The sequence below is a fragment of the Kitasatospora sp. NPDC054768 genome, assembly GCF_053612025.1.
In genome coordinates this window covers 1-16684 of record NZ_JBSHBN010000192.1, presented here as the reverse complement: position 1 = coordinate 16684, position 16684 = coordinate 1, and the positions used below count along the sequence as shown (strand labels likewise).

The window sequence follows — 16684 nt, the reverse complement described above, 5'->3', positions numbered from 1 at the left end:
CGGGAAGTCGGTCCGTCCGACTTCCCGCGCCGCGGTTCTCGTTTCCGGGGCCCGGTCGCCTCAGCGCGAGGCGCGCAGCTCCGGCAGCTCGATCAGCTCGGTCTCGTCCTCCGGCGTCAGGTCCACCACGGTCGGCTCGCCCGGTTCGGGCCGCTCGGCCGGCTCCGCCGCCCGGGCCTCGGCCTCGGCCTTCGCGGCCACCGCCTCGTCGCCCACCACGTCCGCCAGGTCGGCGCGCTCCCCCAGCTCGGCGACGCTGCCCACCGCCGGCGCCGGGGCCGCCGGGCGCGCCGGAACGGCCGAGCCGCGGCCGAAGAAGCTGAAGCCCTGCCCGCGCGTCTGCCCGGACTGCGCCGGCCGCGGCCGCTGCCGCTCCCCCGGCGCGGGCGCCGCGGCGGGCACGGCCGGAGTCCCGCCGAGCTGACCGACCGTCGCGGTCAGCGCCGGACGCACCGGCTCGGGGCGCACCGGCTCCGAACGCACCGGCGACTGGGCGACCGGGGCCTGCCCCGGAGTGGGCACCGAGGGCGCCACCGGAGCCGGTGCGGGCACCGCGACCGCCGGAACCGCCGGGACGGCCGTGCCGACCGCCGGCTCCGCCGCACGCGCCCGCAGGGCGAGCTCCGCACCCGCCGTACGCGCCCGCTGCGCCTCCTGCTCCGCCGCGCGGCGCTCCAGGTGCCGCAGCACCGACGCCGCCCGCACGTACGCGGCCGGGCTGGCCGGGTGCTTCGGACGGCTCGCGGCGAGCGCCCGCTGGGCCGCCTCGGCCTCCTTGAGCGCCTGCTCGGCGACGGTCACGGCCCGCTCGCGCAGCAGCCGGGCGATCTCGGTCTCGGCCTTCGCCAGCCGCGACTTCTCCGCCGTCAGCCGCCGCCCGAACCGGGTGGCCCGCTCCTCGGCGACCTCCGCCGCGTACTCGGCCTCGGCCAACTGCTCCTCGAACCGCTCCTCGGCGCGCATCCGCTGGGCCGCGGACATCTCGGCGGCCGCCCGGGCCGCCTTGTCCCGCTGGCGCAGCAGCAGCGCGAAGCCGAGCGTCGCGATCACCGCCGCGACGCCCACCGAGCGCACCAGGATGGTGTCCTGACTGAAAAGCAGAGCGGCCAGTGCGGCGACCAGCAGTACGCCGGTGGCGGTGGGGGGGAAGGCCCGGCCGAGGACGGAGGAATGACGGTGGCGTCCGCGAGACATGTCCAAGAAACTAGCGTGCGAATTGGGGCCGTGTCAGCCCAGGGTCCCCTTCCGCCCTTGACAGGGTTCGGTTCTTACCGCACGTGCCCGGATTCTCACCCAAGATCACGAGGAAAGGGCCGCTCAGCGACGCCTCAGCGACACCTCAGCGGTGCGAGGCCGCCTGACCGCCCGGGTCGTCGTGGTTCTCCGGCAACTTGCACACGTGCTGGATCCAGAGCGCCGCCGCTATCACCGCGGCCCCCGCCAGCACCGCGAGCCCGGCCGTCACGGCCTGGTCCTTGCGGGCCGACACGTCCAGCTCGCCCAGCAGGTAGATCCCGGCCCCCGCGTAGACGCCGGTGACCACCGCCGAGACCAGCGCGCTGGCCTGCCCCAGCACCACCGCCCGGGCCGCCAGCAGCGGGTCGACCCCCTTCGCCCCGGGCTGTCGCTCGCGCACCGCCTTCAGCCGGGCCCGCAGCGACAGCGCGGTCGCCAGCAGGATCACCGCCACCGCCGCCAGCACCACCGGCGCCGCGGCGGGCACGGCCGGCAGCGTGTCCACGGAGGCCCACAGCTTGGCGCCGGCCCAGGACAGCGCCGTCGTGGCGGCGGTGATGCCGATCAGCAGGCGGAGGCGAAGCAGCTTCACTCGGAGGAGGTCCTTCCCGGGTACCAGAACCGGCCGCCCGCCCGGTGGCCCGGCGCGGCGACGCCAAGCCACCGTACCGGGCCCGGCCGGGCGGACACCCGCGCGAACGACGGACACCTACTCGTACGGCCGGGCCCCCGGTCGAGTTCCCCGGGCGACGGCTGGGCCGTCGGCCCGGCTGTCGGCCCTCCGAGCCCGGCCCCGGGCCTACTCCGGCAGCGTCAGCCGGATGTCCTCGCGGCGCTTCACGCCCTGCGCGTCCGGGCCGCCCAGCGCGGTCAGCAACGCGTCCACCCGCCCGTGCCCGGGCACCTCGGCCTCCGGCTGGGCGTCCAGCCAGGGAGCGAGCACGAAGGCCCGCTCGTGCGAGCGCGGGTGCGGCAGCAGCAGCTGCGGGTCGTCGCTCAGCACGCCCTCGTAGGCCAGGATGTCGACGTCCAGGGTGCGCGGGCCCCAGTGGACGGTCCGCACCCGCCCGAAGGCGTCCTCGATGGCGTTGCCGCGCTCCAGCAGGTCCCGCGGGGGCAGCGAGGTGCGCAGCACCACGACCGCGTTGTAGTAGTTCGGCTGCTCCTCCGGCCCGCCGACGGCCTCCGTCTCGTACACCGCGGAGACGGCCTTGATCCTCAGCCCCGGGGTGTCGGCGAGCGCGTCGACGGCGCCCTGGAGGGTGTCCAGCCGGTTGCCCAGGTTGCTGCCGAGCGCGACGACCGCGCAGCGCTGGCTGTGCAGCGTGGTGTCGACGGAGTCCACCCGGTCCTCCAGGTCGAACGCGTTCGGCGTAGCGGTCTGGTCGCTGGTGCTCATCGGAAAACGTCCTCTACATCGGATACCGGGCGCGCGGTGGGGGTCATGCGCGGCCCCGGTGGATGGTCACGGTCACGTCGTCGAACGGCACGGTGATCGGGGCGTCCGGCTTGTGCACGGTGACCTCGACCTCCTCGACCGCTTCGTGCTTGAGGCACTGGTCGGCGATGCGCTGGGCCAGCGTCTCGATCAGGTCGACCGGCTCCCCGGAGATGATCGCGGTGACCTCCTCCGCCACCAGCCCGTAGTGCGCGGTGCGGGTGAGGTCGTCTCCGGCCGCGGCGGGGCGGGTGTCCAGGTACAGCACCAGGTCGACCACGAAGGTCTGCCCCTCGACGCGCTCACGCTCGAAGACGCCGTGGTGGCCCCGGGCTCGCAGCCCCCGCAGGGTGACGCGGTCCAGCAAACGAATCACTGCTCCCAGTCGGACGGGCCCCACCCGGCGAAAGGCACGGACGGGCAGGGCGAAGGCGGGCAGCACGCCCGCCACTCCGTTTCGAATCTACCCGCGAGCACGGACAACGCCTGACCGTCCTACCCGGCACGAACCGACGCCACGCGCACCGATATGGCGATTGACGTGAACGTTCGGTGACCACTCGGAAATTCCCGGCGACTTTTCGGCACGGCATTTCCGCGGCCGCCGGAATCAGCTCTCCTCGTCGTCGTCCCCGCTGGTCAGAACGGGTGAACCGTGATGCGACCAGAGCTTCCACCCGGCCGGGGTACGGCGGAACAGATTCGTCGACACGACCTTTCCGCCGACCAGCGGTCCGAGCTCCCCCTCCTCCTCCGACTCGCCGCCGGACAGGATGTTCTCGGTGCACGTGACAAGGGCCACATCACCGTGCACCTCGGCCTCGACATCGGTCAGGAAGAACTGGATGTACTCCGTGTTCATCATGATCAGCATGTACGACCTGGTCACCTGCGCCCGGCCGCGGAGCACCGGCCAGCCCGGGTGCACGCACACCACGCCGCCCTTGTCGTCGGCGTCGGCGGCACCCAGCCAGGCCTCCTCGACCGCTTCCAGGTCCCCCCGTTCCAGCGCCTCGTAGAGCCCCCTGTTCGCCGCGAGCACGGCCTCCAGGTCCGCCTCGCGCGCCCGCCCGGCCGTGCCGCCGCTCAACCTGCCGTCACCTGTCACAGACCCTCCCTCACCCCAACCGCGCCGCGTGCTGCCAGGCCGCGACCACCCGGACGGCGTCCGCCGTGCCGGACACGTCGTGCACCCGCACCGCCCAGGCTCCGGCCCGGGCTGACAGCACCGACACCGCGGCCGTCGCGTCGTCGCGCTCCCGGGCCGGGCGCAGTTCCCCGGTTGCCGGGTCGGCGAGCAGCGTACCCAGGAACCGCTTGCGCGAAGCCGCCACGAGCACGGGACGGCCGAGCGCGGTGAGCGCGTCCAGCCGGCCGAGCAGCGCCCAGTTGTGCTCGGAGGTCTTGGCGAAGCCGAGCCCCGGGTCGAGGATCAGCTGGTCCTCCTTGACCCCGGCCGCCAGCAGCGCGTCCACCCGGTCGGTCAGCTCGGCGACCACGTCCCGCACCACGTCGTCGTAGACCGCCGTCGCGTACATGTCGGCGGACTGCCCGCGCCAGTGCATCACCACGAAGGGCGCGCCGGTCTCGGCGACCACCCGGGCCATCGCCGGGTCGGCGAGGCCGCCGGAGACGTCGTTGACGATCGCGGCACCGGCCTCGACGGCGCGCTCGGCGACCGTGGCGCGCATGGTGTCCACGGAGACCATCACCCCGGCGTCGGAGAGCTCGCGCACCACCGGGAGCACCCGGCGCAGCTCCTCCTCCTCGGACACCCGCTGCGAGCCCGGCCGGGTGGACTCGCCGCCGACGTCCACCAGGTCCGCGCCGCGGGCCCGCAGCGCGAGGCCGTGCGCGATCGCCTTGGCGGGGTCGTGCCACATCCCGCCGTCCGAGAAGGAGTCGGGCGTGACGTTGACCACGCCCATCACGGCGCAGCGCTCCAGCCGCGGCAGACCGGCCGGCAGGGAGAAGGACGGCGAATCGTTCATGTTTCCCATTATCGAACGGGGCCCCCGCCGAGGATGCTCGGCGGGGGCCCCGTTCCGTGTCGGCGGGCCGGCCCCGGAGGGCGGTGACGGGCCTCAGGCGGCCTCGGTGACCTCGCGGGTCGACGGGACCGGCATCAGCCCCTCGCGCTGGCGCCGGCGGCCGAAGCGCGGCATGCCGAGCGTGATGAAGGCCTCCGCCTGCATCGCGGCGAAGCCGATCCGCGGCAGGTCACGGGTGCTCGGGAAGACCAGGAAGCGCGGCTCCCACTCGGGCTGGAACTTGGCGTTGAACTTGTACAGCGACTCGATCTGGAACCAGCGCGACAGGAAGACCAGCAGCCCGCGCCAGGCGCGCAGCACCGGGCCGGCGCCGATCCGCTCGCCGCGGGCGAGCGCCGAGCGGAACATCGCGAAGTTGAGCGACACCCGGCGCACGCCCATCGCGGGCACCGCCTGCAGCGCGGCGACGATCAGCAGCTCGTTCAGGCCCGGGTCGGCGGCGCGGTCGCGGCGCATCAGCTCCAGCGAGATGCCGTCCGGCCCCCAGGGCACGAAGTGCAGCACGGCCTTCAGGTCGTCGCCCTCCTCGCCCTCCTCCGGGGCCTTGTGGGCGGTGACCACCACGCAGTCGTCGTCCAGCGGGTCGCCGAAGCGGCCGAGGGCCATCGAGAAGCCGCGCTCGGTGTCGGTGCCGCGCCAGCGGGCGGCGGCGTCGGCGATCCGGTACTTCTCCTCCGCGGTGAGCTCGGAGACCCGGCGCACCTGGCAGGAGTAGCCGTTGCGCTCGATCCGCTTGACCATCTGGCGCACGTTGCGCATGGCCCGGCCGGAGAGCGAGAAGGAGGCGGTGTCCACGATCGCCTCGTCGCCCAGCTCCAGCGCGTCCAGGCCCGCCTCGCGGGTCCAGACCTCGCCGCCGACCTCACTGCACCCCATCACGGCCGGCACCCAGGCGTGCTCGCGGGCCTCGGCCATGAACACCTTGATCGCGCCGGGCCAGGCCTCGACGTCGCCGACCGGGTCGCCGGAGGCCAGCATCACGCCGGAGACCACCCGGTAGGAGATCGCGGCCTTGCCGGTGGGCGAGAACAGCACGCTCTTGTCGCGGCGCAGCGCGAAGTAGCCGAGCGAGTCCCGCTCGCCGTGCCGCCCGAGCAGCTCGCGGACCTTCTCCTCGTCCTCCGCGGTCAGCTCGGGCTTCGGCTTGCCCGGGCGCAGCGCCAGGTAGGCGGTGGTGAAGGCGGTCAGCAGGCCGAGCCCGCCGAGCAGGTAGGCGACCAGGTCGGACATCCGGACGTTGTTGTACCGGACCGGGCCCTCGAAGCCGAACAGCCCGTACCCGACGTGCTGCAGGCGCTCGGCCAGGCCGGGGTGGCCGATCTCGTACTTGGTCCGGGTGCTCACGATCAGCAGGCCGAGCAGCACGCTGAGGACGCCCATGACGACCAGGTTGACCAGCGCCCGCCAGCGGGTGCGCGGGTCGGCCTTGGCGTAGAACTCACGCTGGTGGACCAGCATCACGACGAGGAGCACCAGCGAGACGACCGCCGGGCCGATCTGGTGCCAGCGCACGATGTGCAGTCCGGCGCTGACCGGCAGCAGCACGCAGACCGCCCGCCAGGCCCGCCGCTTGCGGCGGCGCAGCGCGTGCGCCAGCGGCACCAGCAGGATGCCGACCATCAGCGCGCCGACCGCCGCCAGGCTGGTGGTGCCGCCCGGCAGCTGCCCCGCGAAGGTGTGCACCTTGGTGTGCCGGAGCTTGGGGAACACCGCGCTGGCGATGTCCACGAGCCCGATCAGCAGACAGGCGTAGCCGACCGCTCCGGGGAGCCAGGCCCTCGGGACGGCGGACGCCTGGTTGCGCAGCGTCTGCAGGCCGCGGCGACGGCGCGGCGGCTGCTCGGGGCTCGGCTCAACGGACACGGGAACGCTCATGGAAGCTCAGCGTAGAGGCTGCGGTGCGGTGTCCTGTCACTCCGGGGGAGGACGCGTGATGGACCTTCATGCCTATTCCTTCATCAGGCAATGCGCATACCAAGGACCCGGAAACGATCGGTAAACCGGGTCCGTGGTCGCGCTGCGGGTTGAGCCGGCGGTGGGAGCCGGGGGCCCGCCGCAGCGTGGCGCGGCAGGACCCTCCGGGACGCGTTACGTACGGTGGACGCCGCATTCTAGGGCGCCGGTTGCCTGTGGTTCCCCCCGCCCTTCCCAGCCCGCCGGGCGTCCGGACGGCCTAGCCGCGGTGGCCCGGCCTGATGGACCGCCAGACCATGAAGCCTGCACCGCCCGTGTCCCACCGGAAGGCCGACGGCATGGAACTGACCAGCGACGCGCTGGTGAACTCGCTGCTCGCACTCGGCGTCGCGGCAGTCGTCGCGACCCTGTGGGTCTGGCCGCGGCTGGCGCCCCAGCGGCCGCTGCCGGTGCTCGGCCGGATCGGACTGCTGACGGTCGTTCAGGCCTCGGTCCTGGCCGTGCTCGCGCTGTCGGTGAACAACTCCTTCGGGTTCTACACCTCCTGGGACGACCTGCTCAGTCCGGGCGGCGCCAAGCTCGCGCTGACCGGCAGCGCGAACCACAAGGGCGGCACCCCGGTCTCCGACGCGCTGGTCCAGCCCACCACCGAGGGCGGCCTGGAGACCATCACCAACCTGCCGAAGGGCCCGCCCGAGGAGGTCGGCAGGATCGAGTCGGTCCGGGTCAGCGGCAAGGAGACCGGCTTCTCCGACCAGATGTTCGTCTACCTGCCGCCCGCGTACTTCGACCAGAAGCTCGCCCTGGTCCGCTTCCCCGTCCTGCTGGCCATCGCCGGCTACCCGGGCACCACGCTGAACCTGCTGCACGAGCTCCCGTTCGCCCAGACCGCGATCGACCTGCAGCGCTCCGGCAGGATGCCGCCGACCGTCCTGGTGATGGCCCGCCCGGCCGTCGTCCCGTCCCGGGACACCGAGTGCGTGGACGTCCCCGACGGGCCGCGCACCGAGACCTGGTTCGTCAAGGACGTGCCCGAGGCCATCCGCAGCAGCTACCGGGTCGGCCGCACGGCCGGCTCCTGGGGCACCCTCGGCTACTCCACCGGCGGCAGCTGCGCGCTGCGCCTGGCGATGCGCTTCCCGAACGTCTACGGCAACGCGGCGAGCCTGCACGGCGACTTCACCGTGCGCCAGGACAACTACACCGGCGGGGACCTCTTCAACGGCGACAAGGCGCTGACCCAGCAGCACGACCTCGGCTGGCGGCTGCAGAACCTGCCCGTCCCGGCGCTCAACCTGCTGGCGGTCTCCACCCGCACCGAGGGCGACTACCCCCAGACCGTCCAGTTCGTCGACCAGGCCACCCGGGCCGCGGCGGCCAACCCGCAGTTCACGATCGACTCGCTCTACCTGGACGACGGCGGGCACAACTTCGACAGCTGGACCAGGGAGCTCCCGGCCACCCTCGAATGGCTGGGCTCGCACCTGGGCTAGGACCCGGCCAGGCCCCGGCGAGGACCCGGCTGGGACAGGTGAGTGATTACCCGCCGGTCGGCCCGGACGGCCTGCGGCCCGGGGGGAACGTATCGCGACCGCCCGTCGGCCACCGCCGGGCACCGCCCCGGACCCGCGCAGGAGGCACCGTGCTGAGCACCCGCTCGCTCTTCGACGAGATCTACCGGAACGACCAGGCGTACCAGCTGTTCTGCAGCATCGCGGCCGACGGCGAGGACCAGGGCGGCTGGGAGAACGAGCGGATCACCACGCTCACCCGGGACCCGGTCCTCGCCCCGAAGGTGGCCCGGCACGGTGCCGACGAGCGCAAGCACGGCCGGATCTTCACCCAGCTGCTGCACAAGCGCGGCCTGCCCAAGGTGCCGGTGCCGGACGAGGCCGACTACTGCATGCTGCTGGAGCGCCAGGGCGTCGGCCTCTCGCACGAGCGGCTGAACAGCGACGTCCCGCTGACCGACCGCGAGATCATCACCTACCTCGTGCACAGCCGGGTCACCGAACAGCGCGCCGCCGAGCAGATGCGCCGGCTGGTGAAGGTGTACCAGGACAACCCCGACCTCGGCCGGGCGATGCGGATGATCTCCGCCGACGAGGACAACCACCTCGCCTACTGCCACGAGGAGCTGCTGCGGCTGCTCTCCGAGGGCCACGGCCCGTACATCCGGCACGCCCTGGAGACCAGCGCCCGCGGCGAGATCCGCACCCACCGGGACGTCGGCCTCGCCGTCACCTCCCGGATGGCCCGGATCCTGCGCTGGCCGCGCTGGCAGCTCGCCCTGGTCACCCTCGGGGTGTGGGTGCTCTACCTGTACGACCGCGCCTACGGCTGGCGCCGGATGGTCACGCTGCGGATGCCGGAGCGCCGCAACGCGCTGGGCACCCCGGCCCCGCCGCACGCGGAGCACGAGGTGCTCTGAGCACCGCCCGGCCCGCCGCTGGCCCCTACCGGCCGATGATGAGGCTCATCGCCTCGGCCCGGGTGGCCGGGTCGCGCAGCTGGCCGCGCACGCAGGAGGTGATGGTCTTGGCGCCGGGCTTGCGGATGCCGCGCATCGACATGCACATGTGCTCGCACTCGACCACGACGATCGCCCCGCGCGGCTCCAGGATCCGCATCAGCGCGTCGGCCACCTGGCTGGTCAGCCGCTCCTGCACCTGCGGCCGGCGGGCGTAGACGTCGACCAGCCGGGCGAGCTTGGACAGCCCGGTGATCTTGCCGCTGGTGGACGGGATGTACCCGACGTGGGCCACGCCGCGGAACGGCACCAGGTGGTGCTCGCAGACCGAGGTCAGCTCGATGTCCTTGACCAGCACCATCTCGTCGTGGCCGAGGTCGAAGGTGGTGGTGAGGACGTCCTCGGGCTCCTGCCACAGGCCCGCGAATATCTCCTTGTAGGCCCGCGCGACCCGGGCCGGGGTCTCCCGCAGACCCTCGCGGTCCGGATCCTCCCCGACGGCGAGCAGCAGCTCGCGGATGGCGTCCCGGGCCCGCTTCTGGTCGAAGGTACCGACGGCGGGCGGACCGTCGAACGTCACCGGGTCGATCATGCGGGCCTCGCTTATGTATCGGAAGACTCTGGCTGAACAGCACGGATGCCGCGCCTCCAGGGTACAAACCCTGGTGACGCGGCATCCATTCCCTACGGAGCGGGGGTCAGCCCTCGGTCGGCGGCTCGGCCGTCGGCAGCGGCGGGAGCTTCACGACGTCCACCGGAGCGCTCTCGACGGAGGCGGCGCCGTTGGTGAGCGCCAGCTCCTTCGGGGACTGCACCGGCGGCCGGGTGGACGGCGTGCGACGGGAGGAACCCGTCCAGGCCGGCCGGGCCGGGCGCTTGACGATCGGGGCGAAGACCTCGGCGATCTGCTCCTTGTTCAGGGTCTCCTTCTCCAGGAGCTCCAGGACCAGGTTGTCGAGCACGTCGCGGTTCTCGACCAGGATCTCCCAGGCCTCGTTGTGCGCCGTGTCGATGAGCTTCTTGACCTCCTCGTCGACCAGCCCGGCGACCTCTTCCGAGTAGTCGCGCTGGTGGCCCATCTCACGGCCCAGGAACGGCTCCGAGCTGTCGTTGCCGAACTTGATCGCACCCAGGCGCTCGGTCATGCCGTACTGGGTGACCATGGCCCGGGCCGTCGCGGTGGCCTTCTCGATGTCGTTCGAGGCGCCCGTGGTCGGGTCGTGGAAGACCAGCTCCTCCGCCGCGCGACCGCCCATCATGTAGGCGAGCTGGTCGAGCATCTCGTTGCGGGTGGTGGAGTACTTGTCCTCCTCCGGCAGCACCATGGTGTAGCCGAGGGCCCTGCCGCGGGACAGGATGGTGATCTTGTGCACCGGGTCGCTGTACTGGCAGGCCGCCGCGACCAGGGCGTGGCCGCCCTCGTGGTACGCGGTGATCTTCTTCTCCTTGTCGGACATGATCCGCGTGCGCTTCTGCGGACCGGCCACGACGCGGTCGATCGCCTCGTCCAGGATGCCGTTGTCGATCAGCTTCTTGTCCGAACGGGCGGTCAGCAGCGCCGCCTCGTTGAGGACGTTCGACAGGTCGGCACCGGTGAAGCCGGGGGTGCGCTTGGCGACGGCCGACAGGTCGACGTCGGGCGCGATCGGCTTGCCCTTCTGGTGCACCTTGAGGATGTCCAGCCGGCCCTGGAGGTCGGGGCGCTCCACCGCGATCTGGCGGTCGAAGCGGCCCGGGCGCAGCAGCGCCGGGTCCAGGATGTCGGGGCGGTTGGTCGCGGCGATCAGGATCACGCCGCCCTTGACGTCGAAGCCGTCCATCTCGACCAGCAGCTGGTTGAGGGTCTGCTCGCGCTCGTCGTGGCCGCCGCCGAGGCCCGCGCCGCGGTGCCGGCCGACGGCGTCGATCTCATCGACGAAGACGATCGCCGGGGCGTTCGCCTTGGCCTGCTCGAAGAGGTCGCGGACGCGGCTGGCACCGACGCCGACGAACATCTCGACGAAGTCCGAGCCGGAGATGGAGTAGAACGGCACCCCGGCCTCGCCCGCGACGGCGCGCGCCAGCAGGGTCTTACCGGTACCGGGCGGGCCGTAGAGCAGCACGCCCTTGGGGATCTTGGCGCCGACGGCCTGGAACTTGGCCGGCTCCTGGAGGAACTCCTTGATCTCGTGGAGCTCCTCGACCGCCTCGTCCGCGCCGGCGACGTCGGCGAAGGTGGTCTTCGGGGTGTCCTTGGTGAGCAGCTTGGCCTTGGACTTGCCGAACTGCATGACCCGGGAGCCGCCGCCCTGCATCTGGTTCATCAGGAACAGGAAGACCAGGACGATGATCACGATCGGGAGCATCGACAGCAGCAGGCTGACGAAGGTGCTCTGCTTCTCGGGGCTGATCGTGTAGCCCTCGGCGAGCGTGCTCTGGTCCTTGTCGTTGACCTGCGCCTGCAGCTTGTCGGCGATGGCGACGCCCTGGTCGCCGATGTACGAGGCCTGGAACTTGGTGCCGGACGGGGCCTTGCCCGTACCGGCGCTGGGCAGTGTGGCGCCGTCCTTCAGCTGGATCTTGATCGTGTTCGAGTCACCGGTGGTGATCTGCGCCGACTTGACGTTGTGCGCGTCGATCGCCGCGACGACCTGACCGGTGTCCACCGTCTTGTAGCCGTTCGAGTCCGAAACGACCTGCATCAGTACGATGACGGCGAGGACGGCCAGCACGATCCACATGATCGGCGCACGGAAGTATCGCTTGACGTCCATCCATGCGGGGCGTTGCCGCCCCGTCCCTCCTGCCACTCAACGGCGCCGAGGACTGTTGACCGCGGCGCGTCCGAATTGATGCTCATGTGAAGAGCGGTTTATTGGACCGTACCGCAGTCCGACCCACCCATGGTGGGAGCACGGCGACACGGCTTTGGTTCTCTGTCTCCCGGGTGCAACGGGCGGGAACGGCCCACTGTTCCCGCCCGTCGCCCGAACGGGGACCTCAGCCGCCGTAGACGTGCGGCGCGAGGGTGCCGATGAAGGGGAGGTTGCGCAGCTTCTCCGCGTAGTCCAGGCCGTAGCCGACCACGAACTCGTTGGGGATGTCGAAACCGACGTACTTCACGTCGATCTCGACCTTGGCCGCGTCCGGCTTGCGGAGCAGGGTGCAGACCTCCAGCGAGGCCGGACCGCGCGAACCCAGGTTGCCCAGCAGCCAGGACAGCGTCAGGCCGGAGTCGATGATGTCCTCGACGATCAGGACGTCACGGCCGGCGATGTCGGTGTCCAGGTCCTTCAGGATCCGCACCACGCCGGAGGACTTGGTGCCCATGCCGTACGAGGAGACGGCCATCCAGTCCATGGTGACCTGCGAGTGCAGGGTCCGGGCCAGGTCGGCCATGACCATCACGGCCCCCTTGAGGACGCCGACGATCAGCAGGTCCTTCCCTGCGTAGTCCCGGTCGATGCGCTCGGCCAGCTCAAGGAGCTTGGCGTCGATCTCGTCCTTGCTGATGAGCACCTTCGCGAGGTCAGCGCCCATGTCGTTCTGGTCCACCGGGGATACGTCCTCAAACGTTCGGGGTATGTGTGGCCGGCGGTCGGCTCCCCCGGGGCATGCCTCGCCCGTCAGTCGCCCTGCCGCCGAAAGACCAGCGTGCCACACCTGCGGGTGGCCTCGACTCCCCCGGGTAGGTGCAGCGGGCCCTGTCCGCGCCATCCGGTGACCAGCAGGTCGATCGTCTCCAGGTGCCGGGCGAACAGGTCCCCGGCCGGACAGCCCGCCCGCAGCGCGGCCCGGCGCAGCACCCGGCGGCGCACCGCGGGCGGCAGTTCGGCCAGTTTCACGGCGTCCAGGGCGCCGTCGCCCGTACGGAGGTCGCGTTCGGCCAAAGAGGCCCACTGGTCGAGGGCGTCGGCGTCGTCGCGGAACAGCCGGGCGGTCCGGGCCAGCGCCTCGACCACGCCACCGCCCAGGTGCTTCTCCAGGACCGGCAGCACCTCGTGGCGGACCCTTGAGCGGGTGTAGGCGGGATCACAGTTGTGCGGGTCGTCCCAGACCGGGATCGACTGGGCGGCGCAGGCCTGCCGGGTGGCGGCCCGGTCCAGCTCCAGCAGCGGGCGGCGGTAGCGGCCCTTGTGGGCGGGCATCCCGGCCAGCGAACGGGCGCCGGAGCCGCGGGCCAGGCCCAGCAGCACGGTCTCGGCCTGGTCGTCCCGGGTGTGGCCGAGCAGCACCGCGATCGCTCCGTGGCGGTCGGCGGCCGCGTCCAGGGCGGCGTAGCGGGCGTCCCGGGCGGCGGCCTCCGGGCCCCCGGCGCGGCCGACCCGCACCGGGACGGCCTCCACCGGGTCGAGGCCGAGCGTGCGCAGCCGGTCGGCCACCTGGGCGGCGCGCTCGGCGGAACCGGCCTGGAGCCCGTGGTCGACGGTGACGGCGCCGACCCGCAGGCCGATCTTGGGCGCCTCGAAGGCGGCGGCGATGGCCAGCGCCATCGAGTCCGCGCCGCCGCTGACCGCGACCAGGATCAGCGGTGAACCGGGAGCGGCCGGGGTGCGGGGCAGCCCGGAGGGGTGGCGCGCGGCGTTGCCGATCAGGGTGGTGCCGACCGCGGCACCCACCAGCGGCGCCCCGGCCGAGCGCTCGCGGGGCTCGCGCACGGGCGCGGTGAAGGTGGTACCGGCCTCGGCGGCGAGGTCGGTGAGCGTACGGCGAACGGCCAGGCGTATCGCGGCGACAGCGGGGTGAGGGCCCACGGCGGAAGACTCCTCGTCGGAGGGGACAGGACTCGCGGCGGACGCGGCGGGGACCGCGCACCGCATGAGCGCCCTGTTACCGGGCGCTCACAGATGGTGGCAGAAAGGAGCGACCCGCTACGCCACCCGCGCCACCGGTACGACCACCGTCCCACGTACGGGTGAATGAAGAAACGCTTCTTCACCCGTCGTCTGGCCGATTGGACCACTCGTACGAGCGGGTTTGACCGACGCGCGCCGCTTGCCGCCCGGCTCACGGCGCGCCCGCGTCAGGAGCACCCGCTCAGCGGGCCACCCGGGCCACCCAGGCGGCCGGATCGTGGATCTCGTCCTTGGTCGGCAGGGTGTTCGGGGAGGTCCACACCCGGTTGAACCCCTCCATGCCGACCTGCTCCACCACACCGCGCACGAACACCGCGCCGTCCTGGTACTGGCGCAGCTTCGCGTCCATGCCGAGCAGCCGGCGCAGCAGCAGGTCGAGCCGGTTGGCGCCGCGGTCCCGGCGCTGCTGGAACTTCTCCCGGATCTCGGCGACCGTCGGCACCACGGCCGGGCCGACGCCGTCCATCACCACGTCCGCGTGGCCCTCCAGCAGCGACATCACGGCCGTCAGCCGACCGAGGATCTCGCGCTGCGCGGGCGACTGGACGATCTCCAGCAGGTTCCCGGAGGAGGCGCTCTCCCGGTTGCCGCCGCCCGGCAGGCCGCCGAACGAACCGGCCGCGCCCCGCAGCCGCTCCAGCAGGGCGCCCGGGTCGACGTCCGTCTCGGAGAGGAAGGACTGCACCTCGGACTGGATGTGGTCGCGCAGCCACGGCACCGCGGTGAACTGCGTCCGGTGCGTCTCCTCGTGCAGACAGACCCAGAGCCGGAAGTCGGACGGGTCGACGTCCAGCTCCCGCTCGACGTGCACGATGTTCGGCGCCACCAGCAGCAGCCGGCCCGGCCCGGGGCCGTCCGGCCCCAGCCGCGGTTTGTCGAACAGCGCCGCCGGGCTGTCCGGCGCCTCCAGCGGCGGCTCCGCCGGGGCGAAGGTCTCGTACTGGCCCAGCACCTTGGTGGACAGGAACGCCAGCAGCGCCCCGACCTCGATCCCGGTGGCCTTCTCGCCCACCGCGCCGAACACCCCGGCCGTCGCGCTGTTCGCCCGACGCGCCTGGAGCTTCTCCACCAGCGGCTGGACGACCGTGCGGAAACCCGCCACGTTGGCCCGGATCCAGCCGGGTCGGTCCACCACCAGCACCGGCGTCGCCGCGGCCCGGGACAGGCTGGACGAACGCATGCCGGTGAACGCCCGCACGTGCTCCTCCGCCTCCAGGGCGTGCCGGCGGAGCTCGGCGACCACCGCCGCCGCTTCCTCCCGGCTCACTTCCGGCCCCGGCCGCACCAACCTGGTCGCGGTTGCGACCGCGAGGTTCCAGTCGACCATGTCAGCACCGCCACTCGCGCTCGTCATGCCCTCACCGTACGTGCTCCCCACCACCGACGGCAGCCACCCGCCGCCAAGACCTCTCCCCCGACGGCCGATCGGCACGGCCGGCGCGACGGGACGGGCGGGGCCGGGTCAGTGGCAGCCGCAGCCGCCGAGGCGGCCGGCGACCCGGTCCATGGCGGCGCGGGCGGTGTCGGCGGGGGCGGTGGTGCGGGTCATGACGGCGAAGGCGAGGAGGCGGCCGTCGGCGTCGACGACGGTGCCCGCGAGGGTGTTGACGCCGTTGAGGGTGCCGGTCTTGGCACGGATCAGACCGGCCGCGTCGGCGGCGCCGGACCCGGAGCCGTAGCGCTTGTTGAGGGTGCCGGTGAAGCCGGCGACCGGGAGGCCGGTGAGCACCGGGCGCAGGGTGGGGTGCTGCTCGGAGGCGGCCAGCGCGAGGAGCCGGGTCAGGACGGCGGGCGGGATCGCGTTGCCCGGGTGCAGGCCGCTGCCGTCGTTGAGCACCACGCCGCCCATCGGCACCCCGAGCCGGGTGAGCTCCTGGGTGACGGCCGCCGCGGCGCCCTCGAAGCTCGCCGGCTGGTGGGCGGCGACGGCGACCTGACGGGCCATCGCCTCGGCGAGCTGGTTGTCCGAGGTGGTCAGCAGGCGCTCCACCAGCCGGGCGACCGTCGGCGAGAAGACGTCGCCGAGCGGGGCCTGACCGGAGGCGGTCGGGGCGGGGGCGGGCGCCGCGGCGGGGGCGGCCTTGCCCGTCACGGTGATGCCGCGGGCCCTGAGCAGGGCGGCGAAGGCCTCGGCGGCCGCGGCCGCCGGGTCGGCGACCCGGTCCGGCGCGTCCTCCCGGCTCTTCGGGTCCACCCTGCCCTCGTCCACCATCAACGGGACCACCAGGGCGATGTTCTGCCCGTCGTGGTTCCGGTGCTGCGGGCTGCCCGCGTACAGCGACAGGTCGTAGTCCAGCCGGACCGTCGTGGTGCCGAGGCTCTTGAGGGTGTCCGCGGTCTGCCGGGCGAGGAGGTCCAGCGAGGCGGGGGCGGTGTCGGCGTCGGCCGGCTGCCCGCCGATCTGCACCTGGTCGGCGGGCAGCGCGGTGAGCGTCGGATCGCCGCCGCCGACCAGGGTGATCGTGCCCGGGTCCGCGCCCCGGACCACCCGGGTGTGCAGCCGGGTGTCCCCCGGGATGAGGGACAGGGCCGCGATCGCGGTGGCCAGCTTGGTGGTGGAGGCGGGGGTGGCCGGGGTGTTCTCCCCGGAGCCGTACAGGAGTTGGCCGGTGCCGGCGTCCGCGACGGCGAAGGTGACCTCGCCGAGGCTCTTGTCGGCGAGGGCCGCGGCGAGCGCCTGCTGGAGGCCCTGCGCGGTGGGGACGGCGGCGCCCGTGGCGCCGTCCACGGCGGCCAGGAC

General features: G+C 72.8%; 15 protein-coding genes. 2 read left to right on the top strand and 13 right to left on the bottom strand.

Annotated elements, in window-relative coordinates; translation table 11 throughout:
• Positions 1-60: 60 nt before the first annotated feature.
• From ACWGKU_RS36030 to ACWGKU_RS36000, 7 genes are all read right to left on the bottom strand, one after another.
• Positions 61-1194, bottom strand: coding sequence for a hypothetical protein (locus ACWGKU_RS36030; RefSeq protein ID WP_452178474.1), 1134 nt, complete (start codon positions 1192-1194; stop codon positions 61-63).
• 145 nt (positions 1195-1339) lie between these two features.
• Positions 1340-1828 (bottom strand): DUF3180 domain-containing protein, encoded by a 489-nt coding sequence (locus tag ACWGKU_RS36025; protein WP_401044619.1) that lies wholly within the window; start codon positions 1826-1828, stop codon positions 1340-1342.
• 207 nt (positions 1829-2035) lie between these two features.
• Positions 2036-2635 carry a 2-amino-4-hydroxy-6-hydroxymethyldihydropteridine diphosphokinase gene (gene folK, locus ACWGKU_RS36020; RefSeq protein WP_359909351.1) on the bottom strand — a complete coding sequence of 200 codons (600 nt, stop codon included), beginning with the start codon at positions 2633-2635 and terminating at the stop codon, positions 2036-2038.
• Between the two features lie 43 nt (positions 2636-2678).
• Positions 2679-3038 carry a dihydroneopterin aldolase gene (gene folB, locus ACWGKU_RS36015; protein ID WP_359909425.1) on the bottom strand — a complete coding sequence of 120 codons (360 nt, stop codon included), beginning with the start codon at positions 3036-3038 and terminating at the stop codon, positions 2679-2681.
• 246 nt (positions 3039-3284) lie between these two features.
• The gene (locus ACWGKU_RS36010; RefSeq protein WP_359909353.1) at positions 3285-3764 is read right to left on the bottom strand and encodes a nuclear transport factor 2 family protein; all 480 of its coding nucleotides are present in this window, start codon (positions 3762-3764) and stop codon (positions 3285-3287) included.
• A 28-nt stretch (positions 3765-3792) separates the two neighbouring features.
• A complete protein-coding gene (folP, locus tag ACWGKU_RS36005) occupies positions 3793-4674 on the bottom strand; it encodes a dihydropteroate synthase (RefSeq protein ID WP_401044615.1) in 882 nt (293 codons plus the stop codon).
• A gap of 84 nt (positions 4675-4758) precedes the next feature.
• The gene (locus tag ACWGKU_RS36000; protein ID WP_380552226.1) at positions 4759-6600 is read right to left on the bottom strand and encodes a phosphatidylglycerol lysyltransferase domain-containing protein; all 1842 of its coding nucleotides are present in this window, start codon (positions 6598-6600) and stop codon (positions 4759-4761) included.
• A gap of 353 nt (positions 6601-6953) precedes the next feature.
• Between ACWGKU_RS36000 and ACWGKU_RS35995 the strand changes: the two genes are divergently transcribed.
• Both ACWGKU_RS35995 and ACWGKU_RS35990 read left to right on the top strand, forming a co-directional pair.
• Complete coding sequence (locus tag ACWGKU_RS35995) at positions 6954-8132, top strand: alpha/beta hydrolase (RefSeq protein ID WP_452178475.1); 1179 nt, start codon at positions 6954-6956, stop codon at positions 8130-8132.
• A 149-nt stretch (positions 8133-8281) separates the two neighbouring features.
• Complete coding sequence (locus ACWGKU_RS35990; protein ID WP_401044606.1) at positions 8282-9070, top strand: ferritin-like domain-containing protein; 789 nt, start codon at positions 8282-8284, stop codon at positions 9068-9070.
• Between the two features lie 25 nt (positions 9071-9095).
• On the opposite strand, the gene folE is transcribed toward ACWGKU_RS35990, so the two are convergent.
• The 6 genes from folE to dacB all read right to left on the bottom strand — a co-directional run.
• Entirely contained in the window at positions 9096-9701 is a 606-nt protein-coding gene (gene folE / locus ACWGKU_RS35985) for a GTP cyclohydrolase I FolE (protein ID WP_452178476.1), read from the bottom strand.
• A 106-nt stretch (positions 9702-9807) separates the two neighbouring features.
• Positions 9808-11862 carry an ATP-dependent zinc metalloprotease FtsH gene (ftsH, locus tag ACWGKU_RS35980; protein WP_401044602.1) on the bottom strand — a complete coding sequence of 685 codons (2055 nt, stop codon included), beginning with the start codon at positions 11860-11862 and terminating at the stop codon, positions 9808-9810.
• 226 nt (positions 11863-12088) lie between these two features.
• Positions 12089-12643 (bottom strand): hypoxanthine phosphoribosyltransferase, encoded by a 555-nt coding sequence (gene hpt / locus ACWGKU_RS35975; protein WP_280685463.1) that lies wholly within the window; start codon positions 12641-12643, stop codon positions 12089-12091.
• Positions 12644-12714: 71 nt separating this feature from the next.
• Positions 12715-13842 (bottom strand): tRNA lysidine(34) synthetase TilS, encoded by a 1128-nt coding sequence (gene tilS, locus ACWGKU_RS35970; protein ID WP_452178477.1) that lies wholly within the window; start codon positions 13840-13842, stop codon positions 12715-12717.
• 283 nt (positions 13843-14125) lie between these two features.
• Positions 14126-15298 (bottom strand): zinc-dependent metalloprotease, encoded by a 1173-nt coding sequence (locus tag ACWGKU_RS35965; RefSeq protein ID WP_401044596.1) that lies wholly within the window; start codon positions 15296-15298, stop codon positions 14126-14128.
• A gap of 108 nt (positions 15299-15406) precedes the next feature.
• Positions 15407-16684: D-alanyl-D-alanine carboxypeptidase/D-alanyl-D-alanine endopeptidase (gene dacB, locus ACWGKU_RS35960; protein WP_452191716.1), on the bottom strand; the 1278-nt coding region annotated here is incomplete at its 5' end.

What these genes read in the sequence shown, in the direction of transcription:
- ACWGKU_RS36030 (WP_452178474.1), bottom strand. Translation starts at nt 1,194, where the DNA reads ATGTCTCGCGGACGCCACCGTCATTCCTCCGTCCTCGGCCGGGCCTTC.
- folK (WP_359909351.1), bottom strand. Translation starts at nt 2,635, where the DNA reads ATGAGCACCAGCGACCAGACCGCTACGCCGAACGCGTTCGACCTGGAG.
- folP (WP_401044615.1), bottom strand. Translation starts at nt 4,674, where the DNA reads ATGGGAAACATGAACGATTCGCCGTCCTTCTCCCTGCCGGCCGGTCTG.
- ACWGKU_RS36000 (WP_380552226.1), bottom strand. Translation starts at nt 6,600, where the DNA reads ATGAGCGTTCCCGTGTCCGTTGAGCCGAGCCCCGAGCAGCCGCCGCGC.
- folE (WP_452178476.1), bottom strand. Translation starts at nt 9,701, where the DNA reads ATGATCGACCCGGTGACGTTCGACGGTCCGCCCGCCGTCGGTACCTTC.
- ftsH (WP_401044602.1), bottom strand. Translation starts at nt 11,862, where the DNA reads ATGGACGTCAAGCGATACTTCCGTGCGCCGATCATGTGGATCGTGCTG.
- ACWGKU_RS35965 (WP_401044596.1), bottom strand. Translation starts at nt 15,298, where the DNA reads ATGACGAGCGCGAGTGGCGGTGCTGACATGGTCGACTGGAACCTCGCG.